The sequence below is a fragment of the Pseudomonadota bacterium genome (assembly GCA_023229365.1).
GTDB lineage: Bacteria > Myxococcota_A > Polyangia > JAAYKL01 > JAAYKL01 > JALNZK01.
In genome coordinates, this window is sequence record JALNZK010000082.1 from 1 (window position 1) to 23,803 (window position 23,803).

The window sequence follows — 23,803 nt, forward strand, 5'->3', positions numbered from 1 at the left end:
GCGGTACAAGACACGGGCGGGCCACTGATGGCGCCGGTCGGCAAGGGAACCCTCTCTCGGATGTTCGACGTCTTCGGAAACGCCATCGACCGCGAAGCGGCGCCGAAGGATGTCCAATGGCGGTCAGTCCATAGCGCCCCACCGGCGTTGGCGCGGCGTTCCACCAAGTCCGAGATCTTCGAGACCGGGATCAAGGTCATCGATGTGCTCGTGCCGCTCGAGCGCGGCGGCAAGGCAGGCTTGTTCGGCGGCGCGGGCGTGGGCAAGACGGTGCTGCTCACCGAGATGATCCACAACATGATCGGGCACCACGAGGGAGTGAGCATCTTCTGCGGCATCGGCGAACGCTGCCGCGAAGGAGAGGAGCTCTACCGTGAGATGAAGGAGGCGGGCGTCCTGCCGAACATGGTGATGGTGTTCGGGCAGATGAACGAGCCGCCGGGCAGCCGGTTCCGCGTGGGGCACGCGGCCCTGACGATGGCCGAGTATTTCCGAGACGACGAGCATCGCGACGTCCTGCTGCTCGTCGACAACATCTTTCGGTTCATCCAGGCCGGCATGGAGGTGTCCGGCCTGATGGGGCAGATGCCATCGCGGCTGGGCTACCAGCCGACCATGGGCACCGAGTTGTCGCGGCTCGAGGAGCGCATCGCCAACACCGACACCGGGGCCATCACCTCCATCCAGGCGGTGTACGTGCCGGCAGACGATCTGACCGACCCGGCGGCGGTGCACACGTTCTCGCACCTCTCGGCGTCCATCGTGCTTTCGCGCAAGCGGGCCAGCCAAGGGCTCTTCCCGGCCATCGACCCGCTGCAATCCAGCTCCAAGATGGCCACGCCCGGCATCGTCGGCGAACGGCACTATCTGCTGGCGCAGGAGATCCGGCGGACGCTCGCGCAATACGCGGAGCTCAAGGACATCATCGCCATGCTCGGCCTGGAGCAGCTTTCGCCGGAGGACCGCAGCGTGGTCGCCCGAGCCCGCCGCCTGGAACGGTTTCTCACACAGCCATTCTTCGCCACCGAGCAGTTCAGCGGGATCAAGGGGCAAACCGTCAGCCTCAAAGACGCGCTGGACGGCTGCGAGCGCATCCTTCGCGATGAGTTCAAAGACCACCCGGAGAGCGCCCTCTACATGATCGGGGCGATCGACGAAGCGAAAGGAAAAACCAAGGCCCAAAAGCCCGCACCGGAGGTCGCCCATGCCGCAGCCGACGCTCATGCATCTTAAGTTGCTGCTGCCGTTTCGGGTCTTCGCCGAGGAGACCGGCGTGTCGCGCATCGTCGCGGAGACGAGCGAGGGTTCGTTTGGACTTCTGGCACACCGACTCGACTGCGTCGCGGCGCTCGCACCGGGAATTCTGATCTACGAGACCGAAGCTAAAGGAGAGGTCTACGTGGCCGTGGACGAGGGAGTGTTGGTCAAGAGCCATTTGGATGTCCTCGTCTCCGTCCGCAACGCGATTGCAGGCGCGGACCTCGGCCAACTGCGCGAGGCGGTGGAGCGGGAGTTTCTGACCCTGACCGACCGCGAGGAGAGCGTTCGCTCGGTGCTCGCCAGAATGGAGAGCGGTTTCTTAAGCCGCCTCGCGGAGTTCCACCGTGAGTGACGACTCGAGGAACAAGGGCGCCAAGGGCCCGACTGCCTTCAGCCGCGAGGTCGGCGCGAAGGCGTCGCGAAAGCTTCGGGCGCGACGCAACCATGCGCACGGCGTCTGGTTTGGTTTGGGCATGATGGGGCTCATCGGTTGGTCGGTGGTCGTGCCGACGCTACTCGGTGCGGCGTTGGGCATCTGGCTGGACAACCGGCATCCGGCAAACCACTCCTGGACGCTGTCGCTGCTGATCATCGGTCTGGTCATCGGTTGTTTGAACGCCTGGTACTGGGTGCGGAAGGAAGAGAAGGCCAGCGACTGCTTCCGCTGGACGAAGGCTGGCGACGCGAGCTGGCCGAACGAGCCTGGCCGACGAAGAGCTTGCCCGAGGTCATGGGTGGTGGCGGCGCGACCTTGCGTGCGCTCATCCGAGAATATCTATTCGTTTCGCTTTTCCGTGCGTGCGCCGAATCTCTCGCAAGCGAGAACGCGAGCCGTTTGGCGGCGATGCAACGCGCCGATAGGAACATCGAAGAGTTGCTGGAGGACCTCAACGGGATATTCCACCGTTTGCGTCAGAGCAGAATCGACGAAGAGCTGTTCGACGTGGTCTCCGGCTTCGAGGCGCTCTCCTCAGAAGTGAAGCTGAACAGCGGCGACCACGCGGGTGCTGTTCGACAGAATGAAGGAGTGGCGGGCCGGGTGGAACGGCCCGACCCAGTCCGACGAGGACGGCCTGTTCGTTCGAATTGATCGATACCCCCCGTGTCATTCTGATGGAACACGTCGATGTCCGAGCGACGGCCGCGGCCGCAACCTGCCGAAAGCACTTGCAGCGTCCTTGTGGCACGAAAGCTGCTCAGGAAACACGCTGACTTTCGGCCGGTGACCCCGGGGGGGCCGGCCGAGTTCCCGCCGGGAGCTCGGAGGGCGTTCATCGAAACCGAAAGTCACATTTTACCATTCGCGGGCGCCCGATCCGATTGGGGAGCACGCACGACCGCCGCAAAGGAGAACGCCATGAGCAACGAGGAAGGGAAGCCGTTCCACTGGATGCACATCGTGCGAGTCCTGGACTCGATCGGGGTTCGGGTCATCGCGCCTTGGAGCCGGGATCGGGAGGCGCTAGTTGCGCGGGCGCCCCGCTCCTTCGAGTCCGCCATGGGCGTGCCCGACGATCTCACCGCGAGCCTGAAGCCCGACAGGCACCACGCCTGGCACGCGACGATCAGCGGCCCCGGCGGGTTCGCGGTGATGTTTCTCCTTCGGACGGCCCAGTTGAATGCGCAGGCCGATGAAGCGCGCCTATGGCACGGGAACTGCAAACCAACACTACGGACCACGAGATCGCGAGCTTCGATCGAAAGAGGAGGATGCAGCCATGAGGCTTTCTGACGGAAACATGCGCGGGAAGACAGTGATCGGTTCGGACGGGCTGGAGGTCGGCGAGGTCGCCGCGCTGTTCCTCGACAGCGAGGCCTGGCGCGTGGAGTCGCTCCAGGTCAAGCTGCACAAGGACATCGCCGACAGGCTCGGCGCGAACCGCGGGGTATTCCACGCCGGGGCGCTCGAGATCCCGGTCCGGATGGTGCAGTCCGTCGGCGACGCCGTCGTCCTGACGGCGGCGGTGGATGACCTGCGGCAAGTCCTGCCGCGCGAGGACGAACCCGAACCCGCCTAGCAGTTCAGGCCCGAAGTTCCAGGACCCCGCCGAAGTCGCGGACGAGCGCGTCGACGAGCGTCGGCGAGTCGGCGCGGGGCCCCCGGTCTCGCTCATTCGAATTGGAAGGAACCGTACGTCATTCTGATGGAACAAGGCAGCGCGCCGGAGCTGCCCGCGGGGCAACCACCCGAACTTGCTCGCGTCCCTTCATTGGCCCGAAGGCTGCAAAGGCGGACTTCGGGCTCCGGACAGGGAGGGATGGAAACCCATGGAGAACTGGCAGCTGACTCTGATCATCCTGGCGTCGGTATTCGTCGGGGCGTTGGTCCCCTTGCTCATCCGGATGGGCATCACGTTCCATCGAGCCGGCAAGGAGATCGCCGAGATCGGCGCGCAGATGAAGCGGACGATGGTCCATGTCGAGGTCATTTCCGAGCGGGTCGAGGTGCTGAGCAGCGGCTTCAAGGGCGGGGAGACGGACATCGCCGACCTTCTGAAAACCGTCGGACACATCGCCCAGGGCCTCGAGAAGAACATGAAGACCGTCAACATGCTGTCGGCGATCGTGACGACCATCGGGTCCGCCGTTGGCGCGTTCGTCAAGGCGCGTTTCCCGACAGAAGGAACCGACGATCCGTCGACACCAAAGGCCGTCGGGGTCCCCGGCAACGGGGCTCCGGTCTCTCCGCTCGCCGTATCGCGGGAGGTCGCCGACGACTGACTCCAGGGAAGGTATTTCCACAACTGAATGTTCGAAGGGAGAAAACAGAAGATGACCAAATCGAACGGAATGGATCTGGAAGAGATGAGCACCGAAATCGCGAAATCGCGAAAAGAGATCGCCGTCCTCACCGCCAGCTTGGCGAAGCTCAAAGGAGGGAAGAACGGCAAGTCCACTGTCGAGCTCGAGCAGTCGGGTTTCCGTCACGGGCTCGAGGTCGTAGGCGCCAAGGGCGGAGAGGTCGCCAATGGCCTTTCGGAAGAGATCAAGCGACATCCGTTGATCAGCGGCGTGACCGCCCTGGGCCTCGGGTTCGTGATCGCCATGTTGATCTTCAAGAGGAGCTCTTAGCCCCGGCGTTCGAGCGCAAAGAAGGAGGTTGCCCACATGTCCGGTCAGCGTCTGGTTCGATTGTGCCCTCCGCTCGCGGCATGCGTATTTGTGCTTCAGGCATACGGTTGTCAGGATCCCGGCGAAGCCGAAAACGACTCGTTCCGTTCGGCCCACCTGACCTTCGTGAACTACACGGCCCCTGCGGAGCTCCCGGTCCACGAGGCTCAGCCCGCAGAGGCGCGGGAAGCCCTAGGCGAGGCGCCGCAGGGGGCCTGCTCCCGGAAGGATCGAGAGGACTACGTCCATGATGCCAGTCAGGAATTCACGAACCAACTGAGAACCTGCAGCAGGGAAACGTGGGCGAACAACTCCAAGAACCTGGCGTGCCTCACTGCGAACCTGCCTTCACTCTCGAGAGGATGCGCCCAGTGCTTCGCGGACATGGCGAGCTGCGCGAAGGACAATTGCATGATGGCCTGCATGATGGACTCGAAGGGCTCGAGGTGTATCAGCTGCGCAAACGCCAACTGCCAGGCGTCTCTCGTCAAGTGCACCGGTGTGGCCCGCGCCGATCTGCCCTGAGGGGCGGCGCGCATTCGAGAAGCGCAGAAAGTGCAATCGACAAGGCAGATGGGACATCAAGGGATACTCGGCCTTCTTGCGGCGGCGCTCGCCTGGATGAGCATCGGCTGCGGCACCATCCTTCGCAACGCCGCGGAAGAGGTCACACCAGCCGTGATCGCCGGCGCGGTCGCGGGGATGACGGATCCGCAGACGCAGCGGCGCCTCGTGGACGCCGTCGACGAGGGCCAGATCGAGACGGTGAGCGCGCGCCTCAGCGCCGGCATGGTGGACGGGATGCTCGACACGTTGGAGGATCCAGCGCGCAAGGCGCGCCTCGAGGCGATCGTGAACGGCCTCGTCGAGAACGCCTCCGGCACCCTGGTGGACTCGATGTTCGAGCACGCGCTCGAAGACAAGGTCCAGGCGCGGATGCGGGCGGCCATGCGGGCCACCACGATTGACCTCATCAACGCGACCTTCGAGACCATCGGATCCAACATGGGGAGCGCCGAGGAGAGGACCCAGGCGATGGGCGCCGTGGCCCACGAGATCTCCAAACAGGTGACGCTCGGCTTCCAGGACGCCCTCGACGACACGCGCCGCGATCGCGCGAGCGGTGCGATGCCGAAAGCGGACGGGGCGCTTCTCATCGCGGCGGGAAACGCGTCCGCGACTGGCGGTCGCATCCTGTGGACCCTGGGGATCGGGTTGGCCGTCGTCGCTCTCATGACGATCATCACGCTGATCTGGGCTATCCGAAAGAACCGGTTGCGCAGGTCCGAGCTTGCGCAACGCGACGATGCGCTGCTCCTGCTCACGGAGGCGATCAAATCGACCGCGACGCGTCCCGGGGCCGACGAGCTCCACACGGCGCTCAAGACGTCGCTGCGCGATCGGAAGGGCGGCGAGTATTTCCTCAAAATGCTCGGCGAGCAGGGCCGTACCCTGCTCGGGATGCAGGACAAGGCGGGTTGATCGCTCCATCTCGGGCGCGATCTCGGACCCGCGCCGCGCCACCGTCCCGTTCGAAATGAGAAGACGATCACTTCATTTTGACCGAACACGTCTCCGTGCCGGACGAGTGGCGTCTCAACTCGTTGATATTGTTCGAATTGAATGGTGGCACAAAAGATGCTCCTAAAGCATCGCGGAAAAGGAAGTGAATCATGAAAACGAAACCTCCAGTTCTTCGACGCATGGTCCTCGCGGTCTTCGTGCCGGGCATCTTGGCAATCGCCTCCGCGCCGTTCGGTTGCGACACGACCCAGCAGTTGCTCTCGGACTCCGACGTCCCCGCGAGCCAGGGGACGGTCACCGTCGGTGCCGCGGACAATGGCAACACGGACGTCACCGTCCGCGTCAAGCACCTGGCTCCCCCGGCGAAGCTCGCCCCGGAAGCGAAGATTTATGTCGTGTGGATCCAGCCCAAGGACGGTGCGAAGCAGAACGTCGGCGCGCTGACGTTGAACGACGAGCTCGAAGGGAGCCTCGCCACGTTGACGCCGCACCGACGGTTCCTCCTGACCGTGACGCCGGAGCCGGGCGGGCGCGTCATCGCTCCCACCCACTCGCCCGTCTTCACGTCCTGGGTCGAACGCAAGTGAGCGAACGAACGAGAAGCGCGCACGCGCCGGAAGGAAGCACGATGAAACTCATGGCACGGATCCTGATGGTGTTCGTGGTGACGCTCGCGGCCGGAGCGGCGAGCGCCGAGGAGGAGTCGCAGGAGGGAGACGAGGGATCGAGCGACGGGTATAGGTTCGGCCTCCAGCTGACGATCGGGGAGGGGATGTACTTCATCGACCACGACGTCTACCGCTCGCCTTTTACCCTGGAGCTGGTGCCCTCGCTCGGATGGTCCTGGTTCAAGTTCGACTTCGGGCTCTCCACGACGCTGGAGAGCCTCGAGATCGCGGGGTCGGACGTGGGGCACTGGGACCTCACCTTCCGGCCGGGAGGCAGGCTGACGCCGCCCATGATCCCGCTCTACCTCAGGGTCGCGTTCCCCCTCAAGATCCAGCGGGACAACTTCGACTGGGGGCTGATGTTCGGCGCCGGTCTCGACATCCATATCATCGCGATCCTCGGGATCGTCTTCGAGATCGACACCGCCCTCACGCACGATCTCGAGTGGGGCGGCGACGGCGTTCCGCTCGAGTTTCGCGTAGGAATCAGCCTCCACTTCTGAGGCTTCCCCGGTGAACGCGATGAGCGCCCTGAAAGAGCCTCTCACCCACCCGACATTCCGCGTCGAGTACGATGGCCCGGCAGGTGGCGTCCTCGCTGTGAGCCTCGCGGGCACGCTGACGTTCGCCGACGGCGGGGCGCTGTGGGCCGAGCTGCGCTCGAAGCTCCCGGCGACGGCGCAAGAGGCGATTCGGTTCGACCTCTCCCGGATCGAGTCCATCGACGGCGGGGCGATGGCGCTCCTCGTCCAGGCCAAGTGGGATCTGCAGACGGCCGGGGTGCGCTGCGAGTTCTCGGGCTCGACGGGCGCCGTCCAGAAGATCCTCGCGCTGTACGAAGGCGACGCCAGCCCCACCCCGCGCTCGCCTGCGCCTCGCGTCGGCGTCTTGGGACGCGTGGGCGACAGGACCATCGCCGTTCTGCGGGAAGGGCAGCTCCTCTTCGCGTTCGTCGGCGGCATGCTCCTGGCCGTCGGCGGCGTCCTCAGGCGGCCCCGGACCGGGAACTGGCACGACATCGCGCCTATCATGGCGCGGACCGGCGCGGACGCGGTGCCGATCGTCATGCTCATCACCTTCCTCATAGGCTTCGTGATGGCCTTCCAGTCCGCGGTGCAGCTCAAGCAGCTCGGCGCGAACATCTACGTGGCCGATCTGGTCGCGCTCTCGATCACGCGCGAGCTCGGCCCTTTGATGACCGCCATCATCGTGTGCGGCCGTTCGGGGGCCGCGTTCGCCGCCGAGCTCGGCACGATGAGCGTATCCGAAGAGATCGACGCCCTGCGCACGATGGGGATCGGGGCGTTGCGGTTCCTGGTCTTCCCCCGGATCATCGCGCTCATCCTCGTCATGCCGGTGCTCACGCTGTTGGGCGATTTCGTCGGCATCCTGGGTGGGCTGGTCGTGGGCGTCGTGAACCTCGACCTCACGATCACGGGCTACGTCAACGAGACCATGCGGGCGCTGGTTCTCTGGGACGTCTTCCAGGGCGTGATCAAGGCCGGCGTGTTCGGCCTCGCCATCGGGCTCATCTCGTGCTTCCAGGGGCTCGCCACCACGGGCGGCGCCGAGGGCGTCGGGAGGCGGACCACCGCCTCCGTCGTGACGTCGCTGTTCTCGCTGATCGTGCTCGACGCGGCCTTCACCCTCACCTTCCACGAGCTCGGGCTATGAGCACGCCGTTCATCACCGTGAAGGACCTGACGATGGGCTGGGGAGACGTGATCCTCCTCGAGAACGTTTCGTTCGAGGTCGAGCGCGGCGAGATCTTCGCGATCCTCGGCGCGAGCGGGTGCGGCAAGTCGACTTTGCTCCGCTACCTGACCGGGCTCGACGAGCCCATGGCCGGGACGGTCCGGATCGATGGGGTGGGGGCGCCCACCCTCGAGGTCGGGCGACCGGCGTACGGCGTCATGTTCCAGTCCGGCGCGCTGTTCGGCTCGATGACGGTCGGCGAGAACCTGGCGCTCGCGCTCTCCGAGTGGACCCGCCTGCCCCGCGCCGCCGTGTCTGCCATCGTGCGCGCCAAGCTCAGGCTCGTGGGCCTCAAGGGCAGCGAGCAGAAGCAGCCGTCCGAGCTCTCGGGGGGCATGAAGAAGCGCGCGGCGATCGCCCGGGCCATGGCGCTCGAGCCGAGCCTGATCTTCCTCGACGAGCCCTCGTCGGGCCTCGACCCCGTGAGCGCGGTGGAGCTCGACGAGCTCATCCTCACGCTGAACGAAGGCCTCGGGCTCACCGTCGTGCTCGTGACCCACGAGCTCCCGAGCATCTTCAAGATCGCGAAGCGCTGCATCCTGCTCGACCGCGCGACCCGCAGCATCCTGGCCCGCGGGGACCCGCGCGAGCTCCGCGACGGGAGCGACGTCCCCGAGGTGCGTCAATTCTTCAACCGGGTCAGCCCCGGCCGGACCAAGGAGGCTGTGTGATGGCCGCTCCTACGAACCATTGGAAGCTCGGGCTCTTCGTGGTCGCCGGCCTGGCGATGGCGCTCTGCGCGGTGGCCCTGCTCGGCGCCCGCAGCATGCAGCGGGAGGTCGCGCTCTACGTGTCCTACTTCGACGAGTCGGTGCAGGGGCTCGAGGTGGGCTCGCCCATCAAGTTCCGCGGCGTGACCATCGGCACGGTCGGCAAGATCCGGGTGGCGCCGGATCACCGCCACGTCGAGGTCGAGAGCGAGATCGGCCTCGAGGAGCTGACCCGGCTCGGCCTCGACATCGGGGAGAAGCCGAGGCTGTTCGACGCACCCCGGAAGTTGGTGATGACCGCGGATCTGCGCCTGCAGCTCGCGTCTGCGGGCCTGACCGGGGTGAAGTTCCTCCAGCTCGATTTCTTCGACGCCCGCCACTACCCTCCGCCGAGGCTGCCGTTCAAGGTCCCGAAGAACTACATCCCCTCCGCCCCCTCGATGATGAAGAGCCTCGAGGACTCGATCCTCCTCATCGCGAACCGCCTGCCGGAGATCACCGACCAGGTCTCGTCGATAGCGGGCGAGATCGACGTCATCGTCCGCGACGTGAGCGACCGCCAGATCCCCGAGCGGATCGTCTCCACGCTCGACACGATGGACGGCCTGCTCGCGACGACGCAGAAGGTGATAGGCCAGGTGGACGCCAAGGGGCTCTCGCGCAACGGGAACCGGACCCTCAAGAGCGTGACCGGCGCCGCGGATCGCCTGGACGTGATCCTCGCCCGCATCAACCAGGACGACGGCCTGATCACCAGCGTCGAGCGCGCGAGCGACTCCGTGGGCGACACGCTGCGCGACGCGGACGGGCTCGGCGGCCAGCTCGTGGACACGCTGGAGTCGGTGCAGACGTCCGCGCGATCGATCCGCAAGCTCACCGAGGCCCTCGAGCAGGATCCCGAGATGCTGGTGAAGGGCCGCACCCCGGAGAAGAAACGATGAACACTCAATCCGCACGCACGCTCCTGCTCCTCACCATCTCGGCGTCGTTCCTGCCGAGCTGCGGCGCCCTTTCTGCGGCGAAGGCCCCGGGTGACGCGCGCTTCTTCAGCATGGAGCGAGCGCCCAGCCAAGCCGTCGCGGCCCCGGCGGAGGTCCCCGGCGGGACGGGCGACCCGCTCAAGCTGCGGCTCGGTCGGGTCACGGGGGCCCCCCACCTCGAGGAGCGGGTCGTCTACCGCGATTCGGCGCACGAGATCGGCTACTACCGGGAGGTCCGTTGGTCGGAGCCGCCGGAGCTGTTCCTGAAGCGGCAGCTCGCGCGCGTGCTTTTCGAGGATCGCGGGATCCGGCACGTGATGGGCGGGGCCGAAAGGACGCTCCTCGTGAAGCTCACGGCCCTCGACGAGATCCTCGCCCCGCAGCACCTGGCGCGCGCGCAGGTCGTCGTGAAGCTGCACGACGAGCACGTGGTGCTCTGGGAGAAGACGCTGACGGTGGACCGCCCGGTCGCCGTGAGGAGCGACGGCGACCTCGCGATCGCGACGATCGAAGCGCTCGGCGAGGCGATGCAGGCCATTGTCGATCGGATCGCCGACGGCGTGGTGCGCGAGCTCGAGGCGCGAAGATGAGCCGGCCCGCCGATGATTGGCGCGACGTCTTCCACCTCAACGTCTTCCTCGACTTGAGCCTCGTCGACGGGGTCGTCGAGCGGCGGGACCGCGTCTGGATCAAGCGCTTCCTCGCGACCCGCGACATGCAGCACCTGTACGCCCGCATGGAGGAGATCATCGCGGCCGGCCGCTGCGCTCCGGAAGAGCTCCATCGCCTCGTCGTCCGGGCGGCGGCCGAGCTGTCGCTGGCGGAGAAGCGACACACCGTCTTCGATCTGGCCCAGCTGGCCAAGTCCAAGGGATCGCTTCGCCCCGAGGACTACGAGAAAATCCTCGATCTCGCCCAGAAGATCGGCGTGCCGGACACCGAGGCGGACGCCATGCTCCACTCGGTCTATCGAATCAACGACACCTTCATCGCCATCATGGGTCTGCTCGCCTGCGGCACGATCATCTACCTGACGCGTTCCGTCATCATCCCGCTGGTGATCGCCATCTTCATCACGATGATCATCAACAGGATCGACGGCGCGATCGCGTCCGTTTTCAAGTTGCAACGCCTCCGCTGGTTCACCAAGCTGGGCGCGATGGTCATCATTCTCGGGGCCGTGTTCGGACTGGTGATGGCGGCGATCGTCTCCGGGACGGACATCGCGAGCCGCTTTCCCGAGTACGAGACCCGGATCAGCACGGCCCTCCGCGAATCGGTGACCGCTCAGAGCATGATCTCGTGGCTCGGCGACAAGGGCGTCCTCGCGCAGCTGCAGCAGCTCCCCTTCGGAAGCATGGCGCGCGGCCTCCTCTCCTCCATGGTCAATCTGCTGAGCAACTTCGTGCTGGTCGTCATCTTCACCGGGTTCCTCGTCCCCTCGTCCTCCGCCTTCAAAGGCGTCATGGCCGACATGAACAAGAAGATCGGAGCCTACATCAGCACCAAGAGCCTGGTCTGCCTGCTCACCGGTATTACGGTCTACGCCCTGTGCACGGCCTTCGGCGTCGACTTCGCGCTCTTCTGGGCGCTCCTCGCGTTCCTCCTGAACTTTATCCCGGTCGTCGGCGCGATCATCGCGTCGGTGCCGCCGATCCTGCTCTCCGTCGTCCAGCTCGACTCCTGGACCGCCATCGTCTTCTTCGCCCTCTGCATGCTCTTGTTGAACATACTGATCGGCCAGGTGCTCGAGCCCAAGCTCATGGGCAACCGGCTCGCGCTCAAGCCCATCGCCATCCTGCTCGGGCTGATCTTCTGGGGCCTCTTGCTGGGCATTCCCGGCATGTTCCTGTCCACGCCGCTCATGGTCCTTTTGCGGATCCTCTCTTCTCACTTCAACTTCAGCCGGAGCTTCGAACGCCTGCTCTCGACCGACACGAACTGAGCGAAGGTCGCATCATTCTGATGGAGCGATCCCGCGCTCCGGAGCCGGCGCCGGTGCAAGTCCGCGAACTTGCTCGCGACGGCAGCATGGCCCGGAAGCTGCAACCTCGAGTAAAGGCAGGAGGGATCATGTTGAATCAAGTTCTCATGTTCGGCGGGGCGGCGATGGCGCTCATCATCGTCGTGACGCTGATCGTCGCGTTCTTCTCGACGAGGCGGCGCAAGGTTCCTTCCGTCACGATTCCATTGGTCGCGAAGGCGATCGCCCGCCGCAGGGCTCGTCCCCCGTTGCCGCCGCCTGCCGCCCTGATCTCGCCTCGGGCCAAAGAGGATGCGCTGGTCCATATGGTGATCGACGCGCAGCACGACGTCCAGCCGCTGAAGCCGGGCGAGGCGCCCTACGAGCTCGACATCCTGCGCATCCGCGTGCCCAGCCCGGAGCACGACGGCGCGCTCGGCAAGAAGGACGCGATGAGCATCGTCCTCACGACACAGTATTTCGACATGATCAAGAAGATGGGGGCGTCGAATTCCACGTCGACGCCGTGATTGGAGAGGAGGGACCGATGAAGGTCCGCGTTCAGAAGATGGTGCAGTTCGGGGAGCTGGTCGCGGCCGCCTTCGACGAGGCCGCGGCGTGCAGCACGGATCCGCAAGAGGTGTCACGCCTCGCGACGATGGCGGTGATGCGCATGACGCGGCACGCTCGGGGTCGTCTTGCCCCGAGGCGGTAGGTAGTCGCCATGAAGCCCGACGATCGAGGCAAAGGGGGTTCCCCCGGCGACGCGGCGACGGCTCGGGAGGGGCAAGACCGGCACGAGTTCGCGGAGCAGTTCCGGGAGCTGATGGCGCGCCTCCAGCAGATCTTCTGGATCAAGAGCGCCGCGGACGACGCGGTGCTCTACGTCAGCCCCGCCTACGCGACGATCAGCGGCCGCACCTGCCAGAGCCTCTACGACGACTTCCGGAGCTTCCTGGACGCCGTCCACCCGCAGGACCGCGAGCGGGTGGCCCAGGCGATGGCCGGCCAGCGCGAGACCTCCGGATACGAGGAGGAGTACAGGATCGTGCGCCCCGACGGCGCGGTGCGCTGGATCCAGGCGCGGAGCTATCCGATCCGCGACGCGGAGGGCACGATCTCGCGCTTCGCTGGCATCGGCGAGGACATCACCGACAGGAAGGCGCTCGAGCAGGACCGGGCGAGGCTCGCGGCCATCGTGGAGTACTCGGAGGACGCCATCGTGAGCATGTCCGCGGACTGCGTCGTCATCGGCTGGAACCGCGGCGCGGAGCGGCTGTACGGCTACGCGGCCGAGGAGATCATCGGATGCCCGCTGTCCGTCCTGTTCCCTCCCGAGCGCTACGACGAGTACCTGCGGATCCTCGACAACGTCAGGCGGGGCGAGCCGGTGGCGTCCTGCGACACGGTGCGGCGTCGGAAGGACGGGACCGTCGTCAACGCGTCCGTGAACATCTTCCCTATCGAGGTCCGGGGCCAGGAGCTCGTGGGCGCCTCGAAGGTGAGCCGCGATCTCACCGCGATCAAGAAGCTGGAGGCGCAGCTCATCGAGGCGCAGAAGATGGAGGTGGTGGGCCAGCTCGCGGCCGGCACGGCGCACGACTTCAACAACTACCTGTCCATCATCCTGGGCCGCAGCGATCTGATCCTGATGGCGCTCGGCGCGGACGATCCCATGCGCGGGAACGCGGAGACCATCCGGCAGGCGGCGGAGAGCGCTGCCGGCCTGGCGCGTCAGCTCCTGATCTTCAGCCGAAGGGAGAAGTCGACGCCCGTCGTGCTCGACCTCAACGACGTGGTGAAGAACTTCGACCGGATGCTGCGGCAGCTCGTCGACAAGAGCGTGGAGATGACCGTCTCGCTCAACGCGGAGAACGGAAGCATCCGAGCCGCCCCCGGCCACCTCGGGCAGGTGCTGCTCAACCTGGTCGCCAACGCCCGCGACGCCATGCCCGGCGGTGGCGCGGTCGTCATCACGACGAGCGACGTCGTCCCGGATGAGGACTGGATACGCGCGCACGGGGGCGCGAGGCCCGGGAGCTACGTGCTGCTCACCGTCGCCGACACCGGGACCGGCCTCACCGACGAGGTCAGGACCCACCTGTTCGAGCCGTTCTTCACGACGAAGGCCAGCGGAAAAGGAACGGGGCTGGGGCTGGCGACGTGCGACACCATCGTCAAGCAGTGCGGCGGCCACATCGACGTGCTCACCGAGCCGGGCAAGGGCACCACGTTCAGGGTGTACTTCCCGGCGGTGCTCCAGGAGCGCTTTCCTCCTTCGAATTGATGGAAGCCCTGCTCGATTTTGATGGAAACCGCCGGGATGAGCCAGGGCGTGCTGCCGCTGTTCCTGCCCAAGACGCCCGTGCAGCAACCCAAGCGCAACGATGGCACGCCCAGGCGTCGTGCGGGTCCCGGACTCGGTCGGTGTTCGGGTTGAAACCGTTTGGCACGATAGCTGCTGCCAAGAATTTACGGGCACGCGCACCGTGCACGCGGCGACGGCGCACCCGCCCGGCAACGGCGGCTAGCCTCCGCCATCGAAAGGATGCACGCATGAGCTGGTACTACATCGCAATCCCGATCTTCGCACTGTGGTTCCTCCTCGGCGTCCGGATCGTCCGGCCGACGAACAGGGGGCTCGTGGAGCGTCTGGGCAAGTACCGCAGGTTCGCGGCGCCGGGCTTCCACTGGATCATCCCCGTCGTCGACAGGATGTACCGCGTGAACATCACCGAGGGGATGGTGAACGCGGAGTCCCAGGAGATCATCACCAACGACAACCTGAACGCCCGCGTGGACGCCCAGGTCTACTACAAGGTGAAGGACGACGAAGAGAGCGTGAAGAGCTGCATCTACCGCGTGCTGAACTACAAGTACCAGATCGTGAACCTCGCGCGGACCACGCTGCGCAACATCATCGGCACGATGACCCTCAAGTCCGCCAACAGCGAGCGCGGCAAGATCAACAGCGAGCTGCAGAAGATCCTGCGCGACGAGACCGCGCACTGGGGGATCGAGATCGTGCGGACCGAGCTCAAGGAGATCGATCCGCCCAAGGACGTGCAGGAGACGATGAACAAGGTGGTCAAGGCCGAGAACGAGAAGATCGCGGCGATCGACTTCGCCACGGCGACCGAGACGATTGCAGACGGCGCGCGGCGGGCGGAGATCAAGAAGGCCGAGGGGATCAAGCAGGCGAACATCCTCCGGGCCGAGGGCGAGGCGCAGGCGATCAAGCTCGTCAACGAGGCCGCGGATCGGTACTTCGTCGGCAACGCCCAGCTGCTCCGGAAGCTCGAGATGGTGGAGAAGTCGATCTCGGGCAACGCCAAGATCGTCATCCCGTCCGGCTCGGAGCTGATCAACGTCATCGGGGAGCTGGCCGGCGTTCAGCCGCTGCCGCTGCCCAAGAAAGTTCAATAGAGGAGAATTCCATGAGACACGCGCTCATCGCGGTAGGTGTTCTGCTGGTGTTCGCGACGGCTTGCTCGAGCGGGCCTGCGGCCGCGAAACGCGCCGAGCTGAACGGAATGCTGGCCCCGATCGGGACGAAGCCGGATGCGGCGAGCGCCGAGAGCGCGAGCCGGGAGCCGCCGTCCGCGGTTGCCGAGCAGACGACGGCGAAGCCTGCGGTCGAGACGGCCGATCGGCTGCCGGACGAGACGCAGGCACGGGCCGACAAGATGAAGCGGGAGCGCGACGCGCAGGACATGCTCGCCGAGAGCGCCGCCGTTCGGGTCGACTACGGCGGGATCGTCATCACGCTCTCCGGCGCCGCCCTCTTCGCACCGGCCGACGCAACGCTGCTCGTCTCGTCGCAACCCATGATGAAGAAGGTCGCGGGCGCGCTCCTCGTGACCAGGGAACGCGACATCGTCGTCGAGGGCCACACGGACTCGAACGGGACGGAGATCGGCAACATCGAGCTGTCGCGGCAGCGCGCCGAGGCGGTGCGCACGTACCTCATCGCGCAGGGCTATCCGGCCGCTCGGATCCGCGCCCAGGGCATCGGGCAGGATCGGCCTGTGGCCACGAACGCGAGCGCGAAGGGCCGTGAGAAGAACCGGCGGATGGAGATCATCGTCAACGTCAAGCGGGACGAAGCGCTCTGATGGGCTCGCAGAGCAAAGGGCGGGCCCCGTGATCACGCTCCGCAGATCCGCGGAGCGCCGCCACGTCCGGAGTTGGAATCAGGAGATCTGGAAGACCTTCGCGCCCGAGGACCAAGAGGACCAGCTCGCCGAGGGCTTCGGATCCTGCGCGGCGCTCGACGAGCTCCGCCTCCCGCCGAACGCGGGCGCGGCGCCCCTCCCCCTGCGGCACTCCGAGATCGTCACCTACGTGTTCGAAGGCGCGCTCGCACAGGAGGACTCGACCGGGCGATCGGGGGTCGTGCACGTCGACGAGTTCCAGAGCATGACCACCGGGCGCATCCGCCACAGCGAGCGGAACGCCTCCCAGACGAAATGGACGCGCGTCTTCCGGCTGTCGCTGCGACCCTCCGAGGCGGAGCTCGATTGCGGCCAGGAGCAGCGGCTCTTCCCTTTGGCGGAACGCCGGGGCGTGCTCCGAGTCGTCGCGTCGCCCGACGGGCGGAGGGGATCGCTGCGCGTCCACGCGGACGCCCTCGTCTACTCGGCCATCCTCGATGTCGGCCACCACCTGATCCACCCGCTCGATCCAGGGCGAGTCGCCTGGCTCCACGTCTTGCACGGCAAGGTCGCGCTCGACGGCCTCGTCCTCGTCACGGGGGACGGCGTCGGCGTGGCGGCCGAGCCCGCGATCTCCTGCACCGCGCAGGAGGACTCCGAGATCCTGCTCGTCGACATGGGCGGGCGATAGCAGTCCCCGCGTCGCATCCGGGTTGTGCTCGCCCAACCGGGCGCGTTGGGATATCTTCACCCTGCCCGGGAGAGGCCATGAACGAACGCCAGAAGAGACGCGAGGAGGCGCTGCAGCGCAAGGCGCAAGCCCGTGCGCGGAAGGCGCAGGCACGCGAACAGAAGCTCGAAGTGAGGCGCGATCGCGTGGAGGCGAAGCGCGAACAGCTCGAGGCGAAGCGCGAACAGCTCGAGGCCATTCCCACCATCCACGCAGGAGCGCTCGAACCGGAGCCCGTGTTCGGCGGCGAAGCCTACGTGATCGACCTCGGGGCAAAAGACGCCCCCGCGGTGGTGCTCGTGCACGGCGTGGGAGACAACGCGGCGCGGGACTGGGACGGCCTCATCCCTGCCCTCCTCGGCAGCCACCGCGTGATCGCCTTCGACCTGCCCGGCTTCGGCAGGTCCACCAAGGCCAACGAGGCGTACAAGCCCGACTCCTACGTCAAGTTCATCAAGCACGTCGTCGACGCGCGGCTCGGGCGCCCGTTCGACCTCGTCGGGCACTCCATGGGAGGCGCCGTCGCCATCGGCTACGCGGGCACGAACCCCCGCGATGTCGAGCGCCTGATCATCGCCGACGCCGCCGGCATCCTCCACCGCCACGCGTTCGGCGAGTACGTGATGCGGCTCGGCATCCGCGGCGTCCCCGGCTGGGACGCGGTGACCTCCGACTCCCGAGGGTCGGCCCTCGGCAACGCCCTGAGCGGCATCGTGGAGGCCTTCGCGCACAAGGTGATTCGGCCCTACTTCCGGGTGGAGCCCGATCCGTCCACGCTCTTCGAGCTCGAGGCCGCGCGGCGGAGGATCCTCGGGGGCGATCCGCTCAAGATCTCGGGCCTCTTCCTCGTCTCCAAGAACTTCGGGCCGGCGATCGCCTCGGTCCGGGTGCCGCCGCTCCTCGTCTGGGGCGGAGAGGATCGGATCGCGCCGCTGCGGACCGGCGTCGTGCTCCGCTCCATGCTCCCCGGCTCACGGCTCGAGGTGCTCGAGGGGTGCGGCCACGTGCCCATGAAGGATCGCGCCGAGCGCTTCAACGAGCTGGTGGCCGAGTGGCTCGCCGCGCCGCCGCGCGCGCTGGAGCTCCGAACCAAGGGCGGGCCGGCGCGGGGCCCCGTGGAGCATCTGCGCCAAGTGCAGGGCCGGACCCTCGGCGGCGAGTACGAGCGCGTGGTGATCGACGGGTGCGAGGGGATCACCCTGCGCGGCGTGCGCGCCGGGCGGATCGAGATCACCCGATCCGGGGTGCTCCTCGAGGAGTGCGAGATCGCGGGCGCCGAAACCGGCCTTTTGATCGACACCTCCCGCGTGAAGGTGACCGGGGGATCGATCTCGGGAGAGGTCGCCATCCGGAGCAGCGGGCAGAGCGACCTCGACCTCGCCGGGACCGACATCGAAGGCCGGGAGGCCGCGGTGCGCAGCGCGACCGAGAGCCAGGTGCTCTTCTCCGTCTGCCCGGTGCGCAGCCCGCGCAGCGCGGGGTTCCTCCACGGCGTGTACCGGGCGAGCGCGGCCGAGGATATCTGAAGGTCGGAACCATCGCCGTGGACCCACGCGGTCACCGTCGCGGGCGCGAGAGGCTCGTCTTCTACGGATTCGCGGTGATGCAGTCGGCCTCGAACAAGGCGTTCAGGAAGAACCGTGTTCCCTGCGTGTCGGGGTGCTCGCTGATAGGCGTCGCCGTGGAGTACTTGTGCCCGCCGAGATAGCTGATCTTGCCGGGACAATCCTCGGGCGGGCCGAGCGGTCCCCCACCCTCGCCTTTCTCTATGATGACATCGACGTCGCACTCTCCATCCAAGTATCCCGTCATCCAGACGTCGCGGGTCCCTATGGGCGAACCCGATTCGGTCAGCATGACCACGCCTTCATCGAAATAGGAGTCCCCTTCCGGGAGGGAATACGACGGCTCGGAGCCGCCCACCGTCTGGAAGACGCCATCCATCTGAGAGAACGGCAGGTAGGGGTGCACGAGGTCCACCTCGTCGGGCTGCTCGTCCATGATGTACCCGTTGGGCGTCAGGAAATGCCCGTTGACGGCGTTCTCCACGGCGTTGACCGACTGGCACTCGGCGAAGAAATGGACGGGATAGTGGAGGTACTCGCGGATCTCGGCGATCGCCTCCTCGTCCCTGTCGGCCACGTCCCAGTGCATGGTCATCAGCTCGCAGAAGATCGGCTCCCCGCTCTCGTCGAAGAGAGCGCCGTCCTTGTCGTCGGCATCGGTCGGTCCTCGCACCTCCGCGACGGAGAGGACGTCCGGATACCCGGCGTACACGGCGGTGGGGTCCTTGGCGTCCGGCCAGACCTGATCCAGGGAATCCGGAACTCCCGCGGCGTTCATGTAGTCGAAGGAGATGTCCTCCTGGCCGTTGGCGAGAATGCCGATCCGCGGCGTCTGTCGAAGGGTGCGCGCGACCGGGCCGACGAACGACGCGGTCACCTGGTGCACGGTGGTGACGTGGCTCTCCTGCCAGGCATCGACGACGATCAACGCGGCGGCTGCATCCTCGGCCGCGACGGCGAACGGCCCGCCCCGGTACCCGTGCTCCGTGACCGCGTCGCTCGTGGCCACGTCCACCGCGCTGGCGACGAAGTCGTCATCGCCGAGGGCCTTCGGCGTCTTGATGAGCCAGTACACGTTGATGTCGTTCTTCAGCAGCTGATACACCAGCCCGTAGGCCTGCAGCATGCCGACGTCCTGGTAGTCGATGTCCATCGGGATGATCAGCGAATCCTGCTCGAAGAGAGTATCGACGGACCACCCGTCGGAATCGGAATCGGAATCCGAATCCGAGTCCGCGTCGGTGTCGGCGTCCGTGTCGATGTCGGTGTCCGTGTCGGTGTCGGTGTCGCCCTGCCCGACGTCGTTCACGGGCTCGTCGGTTCCGCAGGCCGCCAAGCCGGCGGCGAGGACGAGCACACACAACGAGACCCAAATGCAGTTTTTCTTGGACATCGGTCTTCTCCTTGGGCCGCTCGGCGCGCGCTGCGAGCTCTTTCGGTCTAGGGCATTCACCCAATTATACTGCGCGGATCCATCTCAGGTCAGAAGACCGTGACGTCGTCCACCATCCACCAGTCGATGAACGCCGTCGCACTGCCGTAGGCGCGGAACCGGAGCTGCACGGTCGAGGTGACGCACGAGGCATCGAGCGGGACCGCGAACGTCGTCCAGGGGAACGAAGCATCCTTGTTCGTGCCGTCGACGTGCGAGCTCAGGCTGACCCATCCCGAGCCGCCGTTGCACTCCGCACTGAGGTAGTCGTCACCCCACTCACCGGGGTACTTGTAGTCATCGAGAAGCGCGGCGTAGCCGAGCGTGACGGTGGTGCAGCTCGCGAGGCTGAACGAGGGGGACGTCAGCGCATAGGAGTAATTCTGCGTCAACGGATCCCAATAGAAACCCGCGGCTTCCGAATACCACATCCAGTTGGTCGAGCCGGGCGTCCAGCTCTCGAGGTCCGAGGTGAAGGTCCACGTCGACGGGAAGGTGCACGCGGCCGAGCCGACGCAGGTTCCGTCCGTCTGGCACGTGTCGTCGTGGGTCTCCGCGTCGCCGTCGTCGCAGGTCGTGGAGGTCCGCCAGGCCCAGCTGCCGCCGGCGTTGGTGCAGTGATAGGTCGTGCCGCCGCAGGCCATGATCTGGCACAGGTCGTGGGTCGTCTCGTCGCAGGCGGTGCCCGTGCCTCCGCCGCACGCACCGTTCGCCAGGTTGGGGCCGCACCCCGAGCACGCCCTGCTCGTGGTCAGGAGGTTCGACCCGCAGGTGTCCGCACAGGTGCCGGGCGCGGTGCCGCAGCCCGACCCGCCGGAGCACGTCACGGTGCAGCACTCGTTGCCGCCGCCCACGGCGCAGGTGTCCGCCGCCGAGGAGCACGAGCAGGTGCTGCACACGTCGCCGGTGCCGCTGCAGGTGCGCGTGCAGCTGCCCGGATAGTCGTAGAACACGCTCGACAGGCAGTAGTCCCCCGGGCAGGTCGTGGTGCCGCAGACCGTGGAGGAGGGCTTCGGCGTCTCGGTGCAGGCGCTCGTGCCGTTGCACGACTTGATCATGCAGTCCGTGTCCGTGCAGGTGATCGGTGTGCCCTGGCAGACACTGGCGCCGCAGACGTCGCTGTAGGTGCAGGCGTTCCCGTCGTCGCAGTTCGCGCTCGTCCGCCACTGCCAGGACCCGCCGATGTACGTGCAATGGTACGTCTGGCTCCCGCAGCTCACGGACTGGCACTCGTCGTGGGTCGTCGCGTCGCAGGTGTACGTGCCGCCCCCGCCGCAGGTGCCCGTGGCCCCGGCGTCCCCGCACCCGCTGCAGGTCGAGCCCAGCGTGATCGTGTTCGCGCCGCAGGACTCTGCGCCGCCGCAGGAACCGGCCACCGTGGAGCACCCCGACGCCGGGGTGCAGACCTCGTCGCAGCAGCCCCCGGCGGTGCACGTGGTCTCGGCCGGAGTGCACGAGCAGCTGCCGCAGTCGCCGAACCCGTCGCAGTACGTCGTGCACGCGGCGCCGTAGTTCTGCCAGGTCAGCCCGTCACAGGCGTCCGCCGGGCAGGCCGTCGTGCCGCAGGTCGTCGTGTCGGGAAGCGGCGTGTCGGTGCAGGTGCTGGTGCCGTTGCAGACCGAGGTCAGGCAGGCCGTCGACGTACAGCTGACCGAGGTGCCGTTGCAGCTGCCGCCGGAACAGACGTCGTTGTAGGAGCACGCGTTGCCGTCGTTGCAGGGCACGGTCGCGCGCCACGCCCAGGTGCCCCCGGCGTTGGTGCAGTAATAGGTCACACCGCCACAGGCCGTGGTCTGACACATGGTGTGGCTCGCGGCGGTGCAGCTCTGTACCGTCCCGCCGCTGCAGAGCCCCGCCGCATTTGCCGGGCCGCAGCCCGCGCACGACTGGCCGACGATGAGTTGGCTCGCCGAGCAGCTGTCGGCGCACGCGTCGGCGGTCGTGAGGCAGCCGCCCGTGCCCGAGTCGCATGACGCCGCGCAGCATTCGTTCCCGCCCCCCACACCACAGGTCGACTCCACCGCGGAGCACGAGCAGCTGTTGCACACGTCGCCCGTGCCGCTGCAGGTGCGGGAGCAGGTCCCAGGGTAATTGTAGAAGTTGGTGGATACGCAATAGTCCCCGGGGCAGGACGTGGCGCCGCATAGCGTGTCTGAAGGTTTCGGCGTCTCGGTGCACGCGCTCGTGCCATTGCACGCTCTGGTCATGCAGGCCGAGGATGCACAGGTGAGATCCGTGCCCTGGCAGATTCCGCCCGTGCAGGCGTCGTTGTAGGTACATGGATCGACATCGTCGCAGACAGGATCCGCCGTCCAGCCCCAGCCGTTCACCGGGTCTTCCATGCAGAAGTACTGCGTCCCGCCGCAGCTCCGCTCCTCGCACTCCGAGTTCGCGAGATCGTCGCAGATGTACGAGCCGCCGGCGACGCACGAGCCCGTGGCGCCCGCCGCCCCGCAGCCCTCGCAGCTCTGGTTCACCTCGAGCAGGTTCTCCGTGCAGGTGTCCCCGCCCGCCCCGCACAACCCGGGCGTGGTCAGGCACCCGAGCGTCTCGCTGCACGACGCCTCGCAGCACACGTTGCCGCTCCCCACGCCGCAGGTCGTCGGTGACGCGGCGCACGAGCAGGTGCCGCACACATCGTCGATACCGCTGCAGAAACGCGTGCAGCTGCCCGGATAGTCGTCGAAGACGAGGCTGTCGCAGGTATCCGGATCGCAGATCGTGGATCCGCACGGCGTGGATGAGGACTTCGGCGTTTCGGTGCACGTATTGGTGCCGTTGCACACCGAGCTCGTGCAGGCAGTCGACGTGCAGGTAATCGTCGTCCCGTTGCAGTTGCCGCCGAAGCAGGCGTCATTGTACGTGCACGCGTTGCTGTCGTTGCAGGACACCGCCGTGCGCCACTCCCAGGTGCCCCCGACGTTGGTGCAGTAGTACGTCGTGCCGTCACAGGACATGGACTGACACATGTTGTGGCTCGCGGCGCTGCAGGTGTTCACCGTGCCGCCGCTGCACATCCCCGCCGCGTTGGCAGGGCCGCAGCCCGCGCAGAACTCGCCGACGGTGAGCTGGTTCGCCGTGCAGGTCTCCGGGCAGGTGTCGTTCGTCGTCAGGCAGCCGCCCGTGGCCTCGTTGCAGGACGACTCGCAACATTCGTTGCCCGCGCCCACCCCGCAGGTCGTCGTCGACGCGGAGCACGAGCAGGAGTTGCACACGTCGCCCGTGCCGCTGCAGGTGCGCGTGCAGGTCCCGGGGTAGTTGTAGTACACGCTCGAGAGGCAGTAGTCCCCCGGGCAGGCCGCGGTGCCGCAAGTCGTGGATGCGTCCTTCGGCGTCTGTGTGCACAGGCTCGTGCCGTTGCACGCCTTGGTCATGCAGGCCGTGCTCGTGCAGTCGACGGCCGTGCCCCCGCACACCCCGCCCGTGCAGACGTCGTTGTAGGTGCACTGGTCCGCGTCGTCGCACGCCGCGCTCTCGCTCCACTCCCACGCGCCGCCCGCGTTCGTGCAGAGGTAGTCGACGCCGCCGCACGTGCGCTGCTCGCACGCGTTCGAGGAGTCGCAGCCGTAGGACGTCCCCGCGCCGCACGTACCGTCGGCCAGGTTGACGCCGCATCCGTTGCAGGGGCGCGCGAGGGTGAGCGTCCCCGCGGTGCAGGTGTCGGCACAAGCTCCGGCCGAGGTGATGCAGCCCGTGCCGTCGACGCACGACGCCACGCAGCACTCGTTGGCGCCGCCCACGGCGCAGGCCGTCCCGTCTGTCGGCGTGCAGCTGCACGCGCCGCACCCGCCGGCCCCGTCGCAGCTGTTCGCGCAGCTCTCCGGGTTGTGCCAGTAGGTGCCCCCGTCGCAATAGTACTCGAGGCACGCCGTCGTGCCGCAGGTCGTCTCGCCCCCGTACTGATCGCAGGCGCCGTAGCCGTCGCAGGAGCCCGTCGTGCCGCAGCTCTCC

Annotated in this window: 24 protein-coding genes and 2 pseudogenes; 24 read left to right on the top strand and 2 right to left on the bottom strand. The window is 66.9% G+C overall.

Annotated features, from left to right (window positions below; translation table 11 throughout):
- The 24 genes and pseudogenes from atpD to M0R80_22845 all read left to right on the top strand — a co-directional run.
- A partial coding sequence (atpD, locus tag M0R80_22730) for a F0F1 ATP synthase subunit beta (protein MCK9462449.1) occupies positions 1 to 1,233 on the top strand: 1,233 nt, incomplete at its 5' end.
- A complete protein-coding gene (locus tag M0R80_22735; GenBank protein MCK9462450.1) occupies positions 1,205 to 1,612 on the top strand; it encodes a F0F1 ATP synthase subunit epsilon in 408 nt (135 codons plus the stop codon). The genes atpD and M0R80_22735, both read left to right, overlap by 29 nt.
- A pseudogene (locus M0R80_22740) lies at positions 1,605 to 1,910 on the top strand (AtpZ/AtpI family protein). The gene M0R80_22735 and the pseudogene M0R80_22740 overlap by 8 nt, the downstream one beginning before the upstream one ends.
- A pseudogene (locus M0R80_22745) lies at positions 1,910 to 2,230 on the top strand (F0F1 ATP synthase subunit gamma). The pseudogenes M0R80_22740 and M0R80_22745 overlap by 1 nt, the downstream one beginning before the upstream one ends.
- Before the next feature lie 387 nt (positions 2,231 to 2,617).
- Complete coding sequence (locus M0R80_22750) at positions 2,618 to 2,992, top strand: hypothetical protein (GenBank protein ID MCK9462451.1); 375 nt, start codon at positions 2,618 to 2,620, stop codon at positions 2,990 to 2,992.
- The gene (locus tag M0R80_22755; GenBank protein ID MCK9462452.1) at positions 2,979 to 3,278 is read left to right on the top strand and encodes a PRC-barrel domain-containing protein; all 300 of its coding nucleotides are present in this window, start codon (positions 2,979 to 2,981) and stop codon (positions 3,276 to 3,278) included. Before M0R80_22750 ends, M0R80_22755 begins: the two co-directional genes overlap by 14 nt.
- A gap of 250 nt (positions 3,279 to 3,528) precedes the next feature.
- On the top strand, positions 3,529 to 3,981 hold the full coding sequence (locus M0R80_22760; protein ID MCK9462453.1) for a hypothetical protein: 453 nt from the start codon (positions 3,529 to 3,531) through the stop codon (positions 3,979 to 3,981).
- A gap of 51 nt (positions 3,982 to 4,032) precedes the next feature.
- Positions 4,033 to 4,332 carry a hypothetical protein gene (locus M0R80_22765; GenBank protein ID MCK9462454.1) on the top strand — a complete coding sequence of 100 codons (300 nt, stop codon included), beginning with the start codon at positions 4,033 to 4,035 and terminating at the stop codon, positions 4,330 to 4,332.
- Positions 4,333 to 4,422: 90 nt separating this feature from the next.
- Positions 4,423 to 4,896 carry a hypothetical protein gene (locus M0R80_22770; protein MCK9462455.1) on the top strand — a complete coding sequence of 158 codons (474 nt, stop codon included), beginning with the start codon at positions 4,423 to 4,425 and terminating at the stop codon, positions 4,894 to 4,896.
- A 48-nt stretch (positions 4,897 to 4,944) separates the two neighbouring features.
- Positions 4,945 to 5,853, top strand: a complete 909-nt coding sequence (locus M0R80_22775) for a hypothetical protein (GenBank protein ID MCK9462456.1) — start codon at positions 4,945 to 4,947, stop codon at positions 5,851 to 5,853.
- Positions 5,854 to 6,044: 191 nt separating this feature from the next.
- Positions 6,045 to 6,482, top strand: a complete 438-nt coding sequence (locus M0R80_22780; protein ID MCK9462457.1) for a hypothetical protein — start codon at positions 6,045 to 6,047, stop codon at positions 6,480 to 6,482.
- A 41-nt stretch (positions 6,483 to 6,523) separates the two neighbouring features.
- Positions 6,524 to 7,066, top strand: a complete 543-nt coding sequence (locus tag M0R80_22785) for a hypothetical protein (GenBank protein ID MCK9462458.1) — start codon at positions 6,524 to 6,526, stop codon at positions 7,064 to 7,066.
- A 19-nt stretch (positions 7,067 to 7,085) separates the two neighbouring features.
- Positions 7,086 to 8,237: an MlaE family lipid ABC transporter permease subunit gene (locus tag M0R80_22790; protein MCK9462459.1), complete on the top strand. Its 1,152-nt coding sequence runs from the start codon at positions 7,086 to 7,088 to the stop codon at positions 8,235 to 8,237.
- On the top strand, positions 8,234 to 8,989 hold the full coding sequence (locus M0R80_22795; protein MCK9462460.1) for an ATP-binding cassette domain-containing protein: 756 nt from the start codon (positions 8,234 to 8,236) through the stop codon (positions 8,987 to 8,989). The genes M0R80_22790 and M0R80_22795 overlap by 4 nt, the downstream gene beginning before the upstream one ends.
- Entirely contained in the window at positions 8,989 to 9,969 is a 981-nt protein-coding gene (locus tag M0R80_22800; GenBank protein MCK9462461.1) for an MlaD family protein, read from the top strand. The genes M0R80_22795 and M0R80_22800 overlap by 1 nt, the downstream gene beginning before the upstream one ends.
- Positions 9,966 to 10,598 (top strand): PqiC family protein, encoded by a 633-nt coding sequence (locus M0R80_22805; protein MCK9462462.1) that lies wholly within the window; start codon positions 9,966 to 9,968, stop codon positions 10,596 to 10,598. Before M0R80_22800 ends, M0R80_22805 begins: the two co-directional genes overlap by 4 nt.
- The gene (locus M0R80_22810) at positions 10,595 to 11,953 is read left to right on the top strand and encodes an AI-2E family transporter (protein MCK9462463.1); all 1,359 of its coding nucleotides are present in this window, start codon (positions 10,595 to 10,597) and stop codon (positions 11,951 to 11,953) included. The genes M0R80_22805 and M0R80_22810 overlap by 4 nt, the downstream gene beginning before the upstream one ends.
- 128 nt (positions 11,954 to 12,081) lie before the next feature.
- Positions 12,082 to 12,501 carry a hypothetical protein gene (locus M0R80_22815; GenBank protein MCK9462464.1) on the top strand — a complete coding sequence of 140 codons (420 nt, stop codon included), beginning with the start codon at positions 12,082 to 12,084 and terminating at the stop codon, positions 12,499 to 12,501.
- 17 nt (positions 12,502 to 12,518) lie between these two features.
- Positions 12,519 to 12,686, top strand: a complete 168-nt coding sequence (locus M0R80_22820) for a hypothetical protein (protein MCK9462465.1) — start codon at positions 12,519 to 12,521, stop codon at positions 12,684 to 12,686.
- 9 nt (positions 12,687 to 12,695) lie between these two features.
- Complete coding sequence (locus M0R80_22825; protein ID MCK9462466.1) at positions 12,696 to 14,258, top strand: PAS domain S-box protein; 1,563 nt, start codon at positions 12,696 to 12,698, stop codon at positions 14,256 to 14,258.
- Between the two features lie 269 nt (positions 14,259 to 14,527).
- Positions 14,528 to 15,397, top strand: a complete 870-nt coding sequence (locus M0R80_22830) for an SPFH/Band 7/PHB domain protein (GenBank protein ID MCK9462467.1) — start codon at positions 14,528 to 14,530, stop codon at positions 15,395 to 15,397.
- 11 nt (positions 15,398 to 15,408) lie between these two features.
- Positions 15,409 to 16,086, top strand: a complete 678-nt coding sequence (locus M0R80_22835) for an OmpA family protein (GenBank protein ID MCK9462468.1) — start codon at positions 15,409 to 15,411, stop codon at positions 16,084 to 16,086.
- 28 nt (positions 16,087 to 16,114) lie between these two features.
- Positions 16,115 to 16,816, top strand: coding sequence for a pirin family protein (locus M0R80_22840; protein ID MCK9462469.1), 702 nt, complete (start codon positions 16,115 to 16,117; stop codon positions 16,814 to 16,816).
- A gap of 77 nt (positions 16,817 to 16,893) precedes the next feature.
- Positions 16,894 to 18,381 carry an alpha/beta hydrolase gene (locus M0R80_22845; protein ID MCK9462470.1) on the top strand — a complete coding sequence of 496 codons (1,488 nt, stop codon included), beginning with the start codon at positions 16,894 to 16,896 and terminating at the stop codon, positions 18,379 to 18,381.
- Positions 18,382 to 18,442: 61 nt separating this feature from the next.
- Here the strand turns inward: M0R80_22845 and M0R80_22850 are convergent, their stop codons facing one another.
- Both M0R80_22850 and M0R80_22855 read right to left on the bottom strand, forming a co-directional pair.
- Positions 18,443 to 19,813: a hypothetical protein gene (locus M0R80_22850; protein MCK9462471.1), complete on the bottom strand. Its 1,371-nt coding sequence runs from the start codon at positions 19,811 to 19,813 to the stop codon at positions 18,443 to 18,445.
- Between the two features lie 89 nt (positions 19,814 to 19,902).
- Positions 19,903 to 23,803 (bottom strand): hypothetical protein (locus M0R80_22855; protein MCK9462472.1); only part of this gene is annotated, 3,901 nt, incomplete at its 5' end.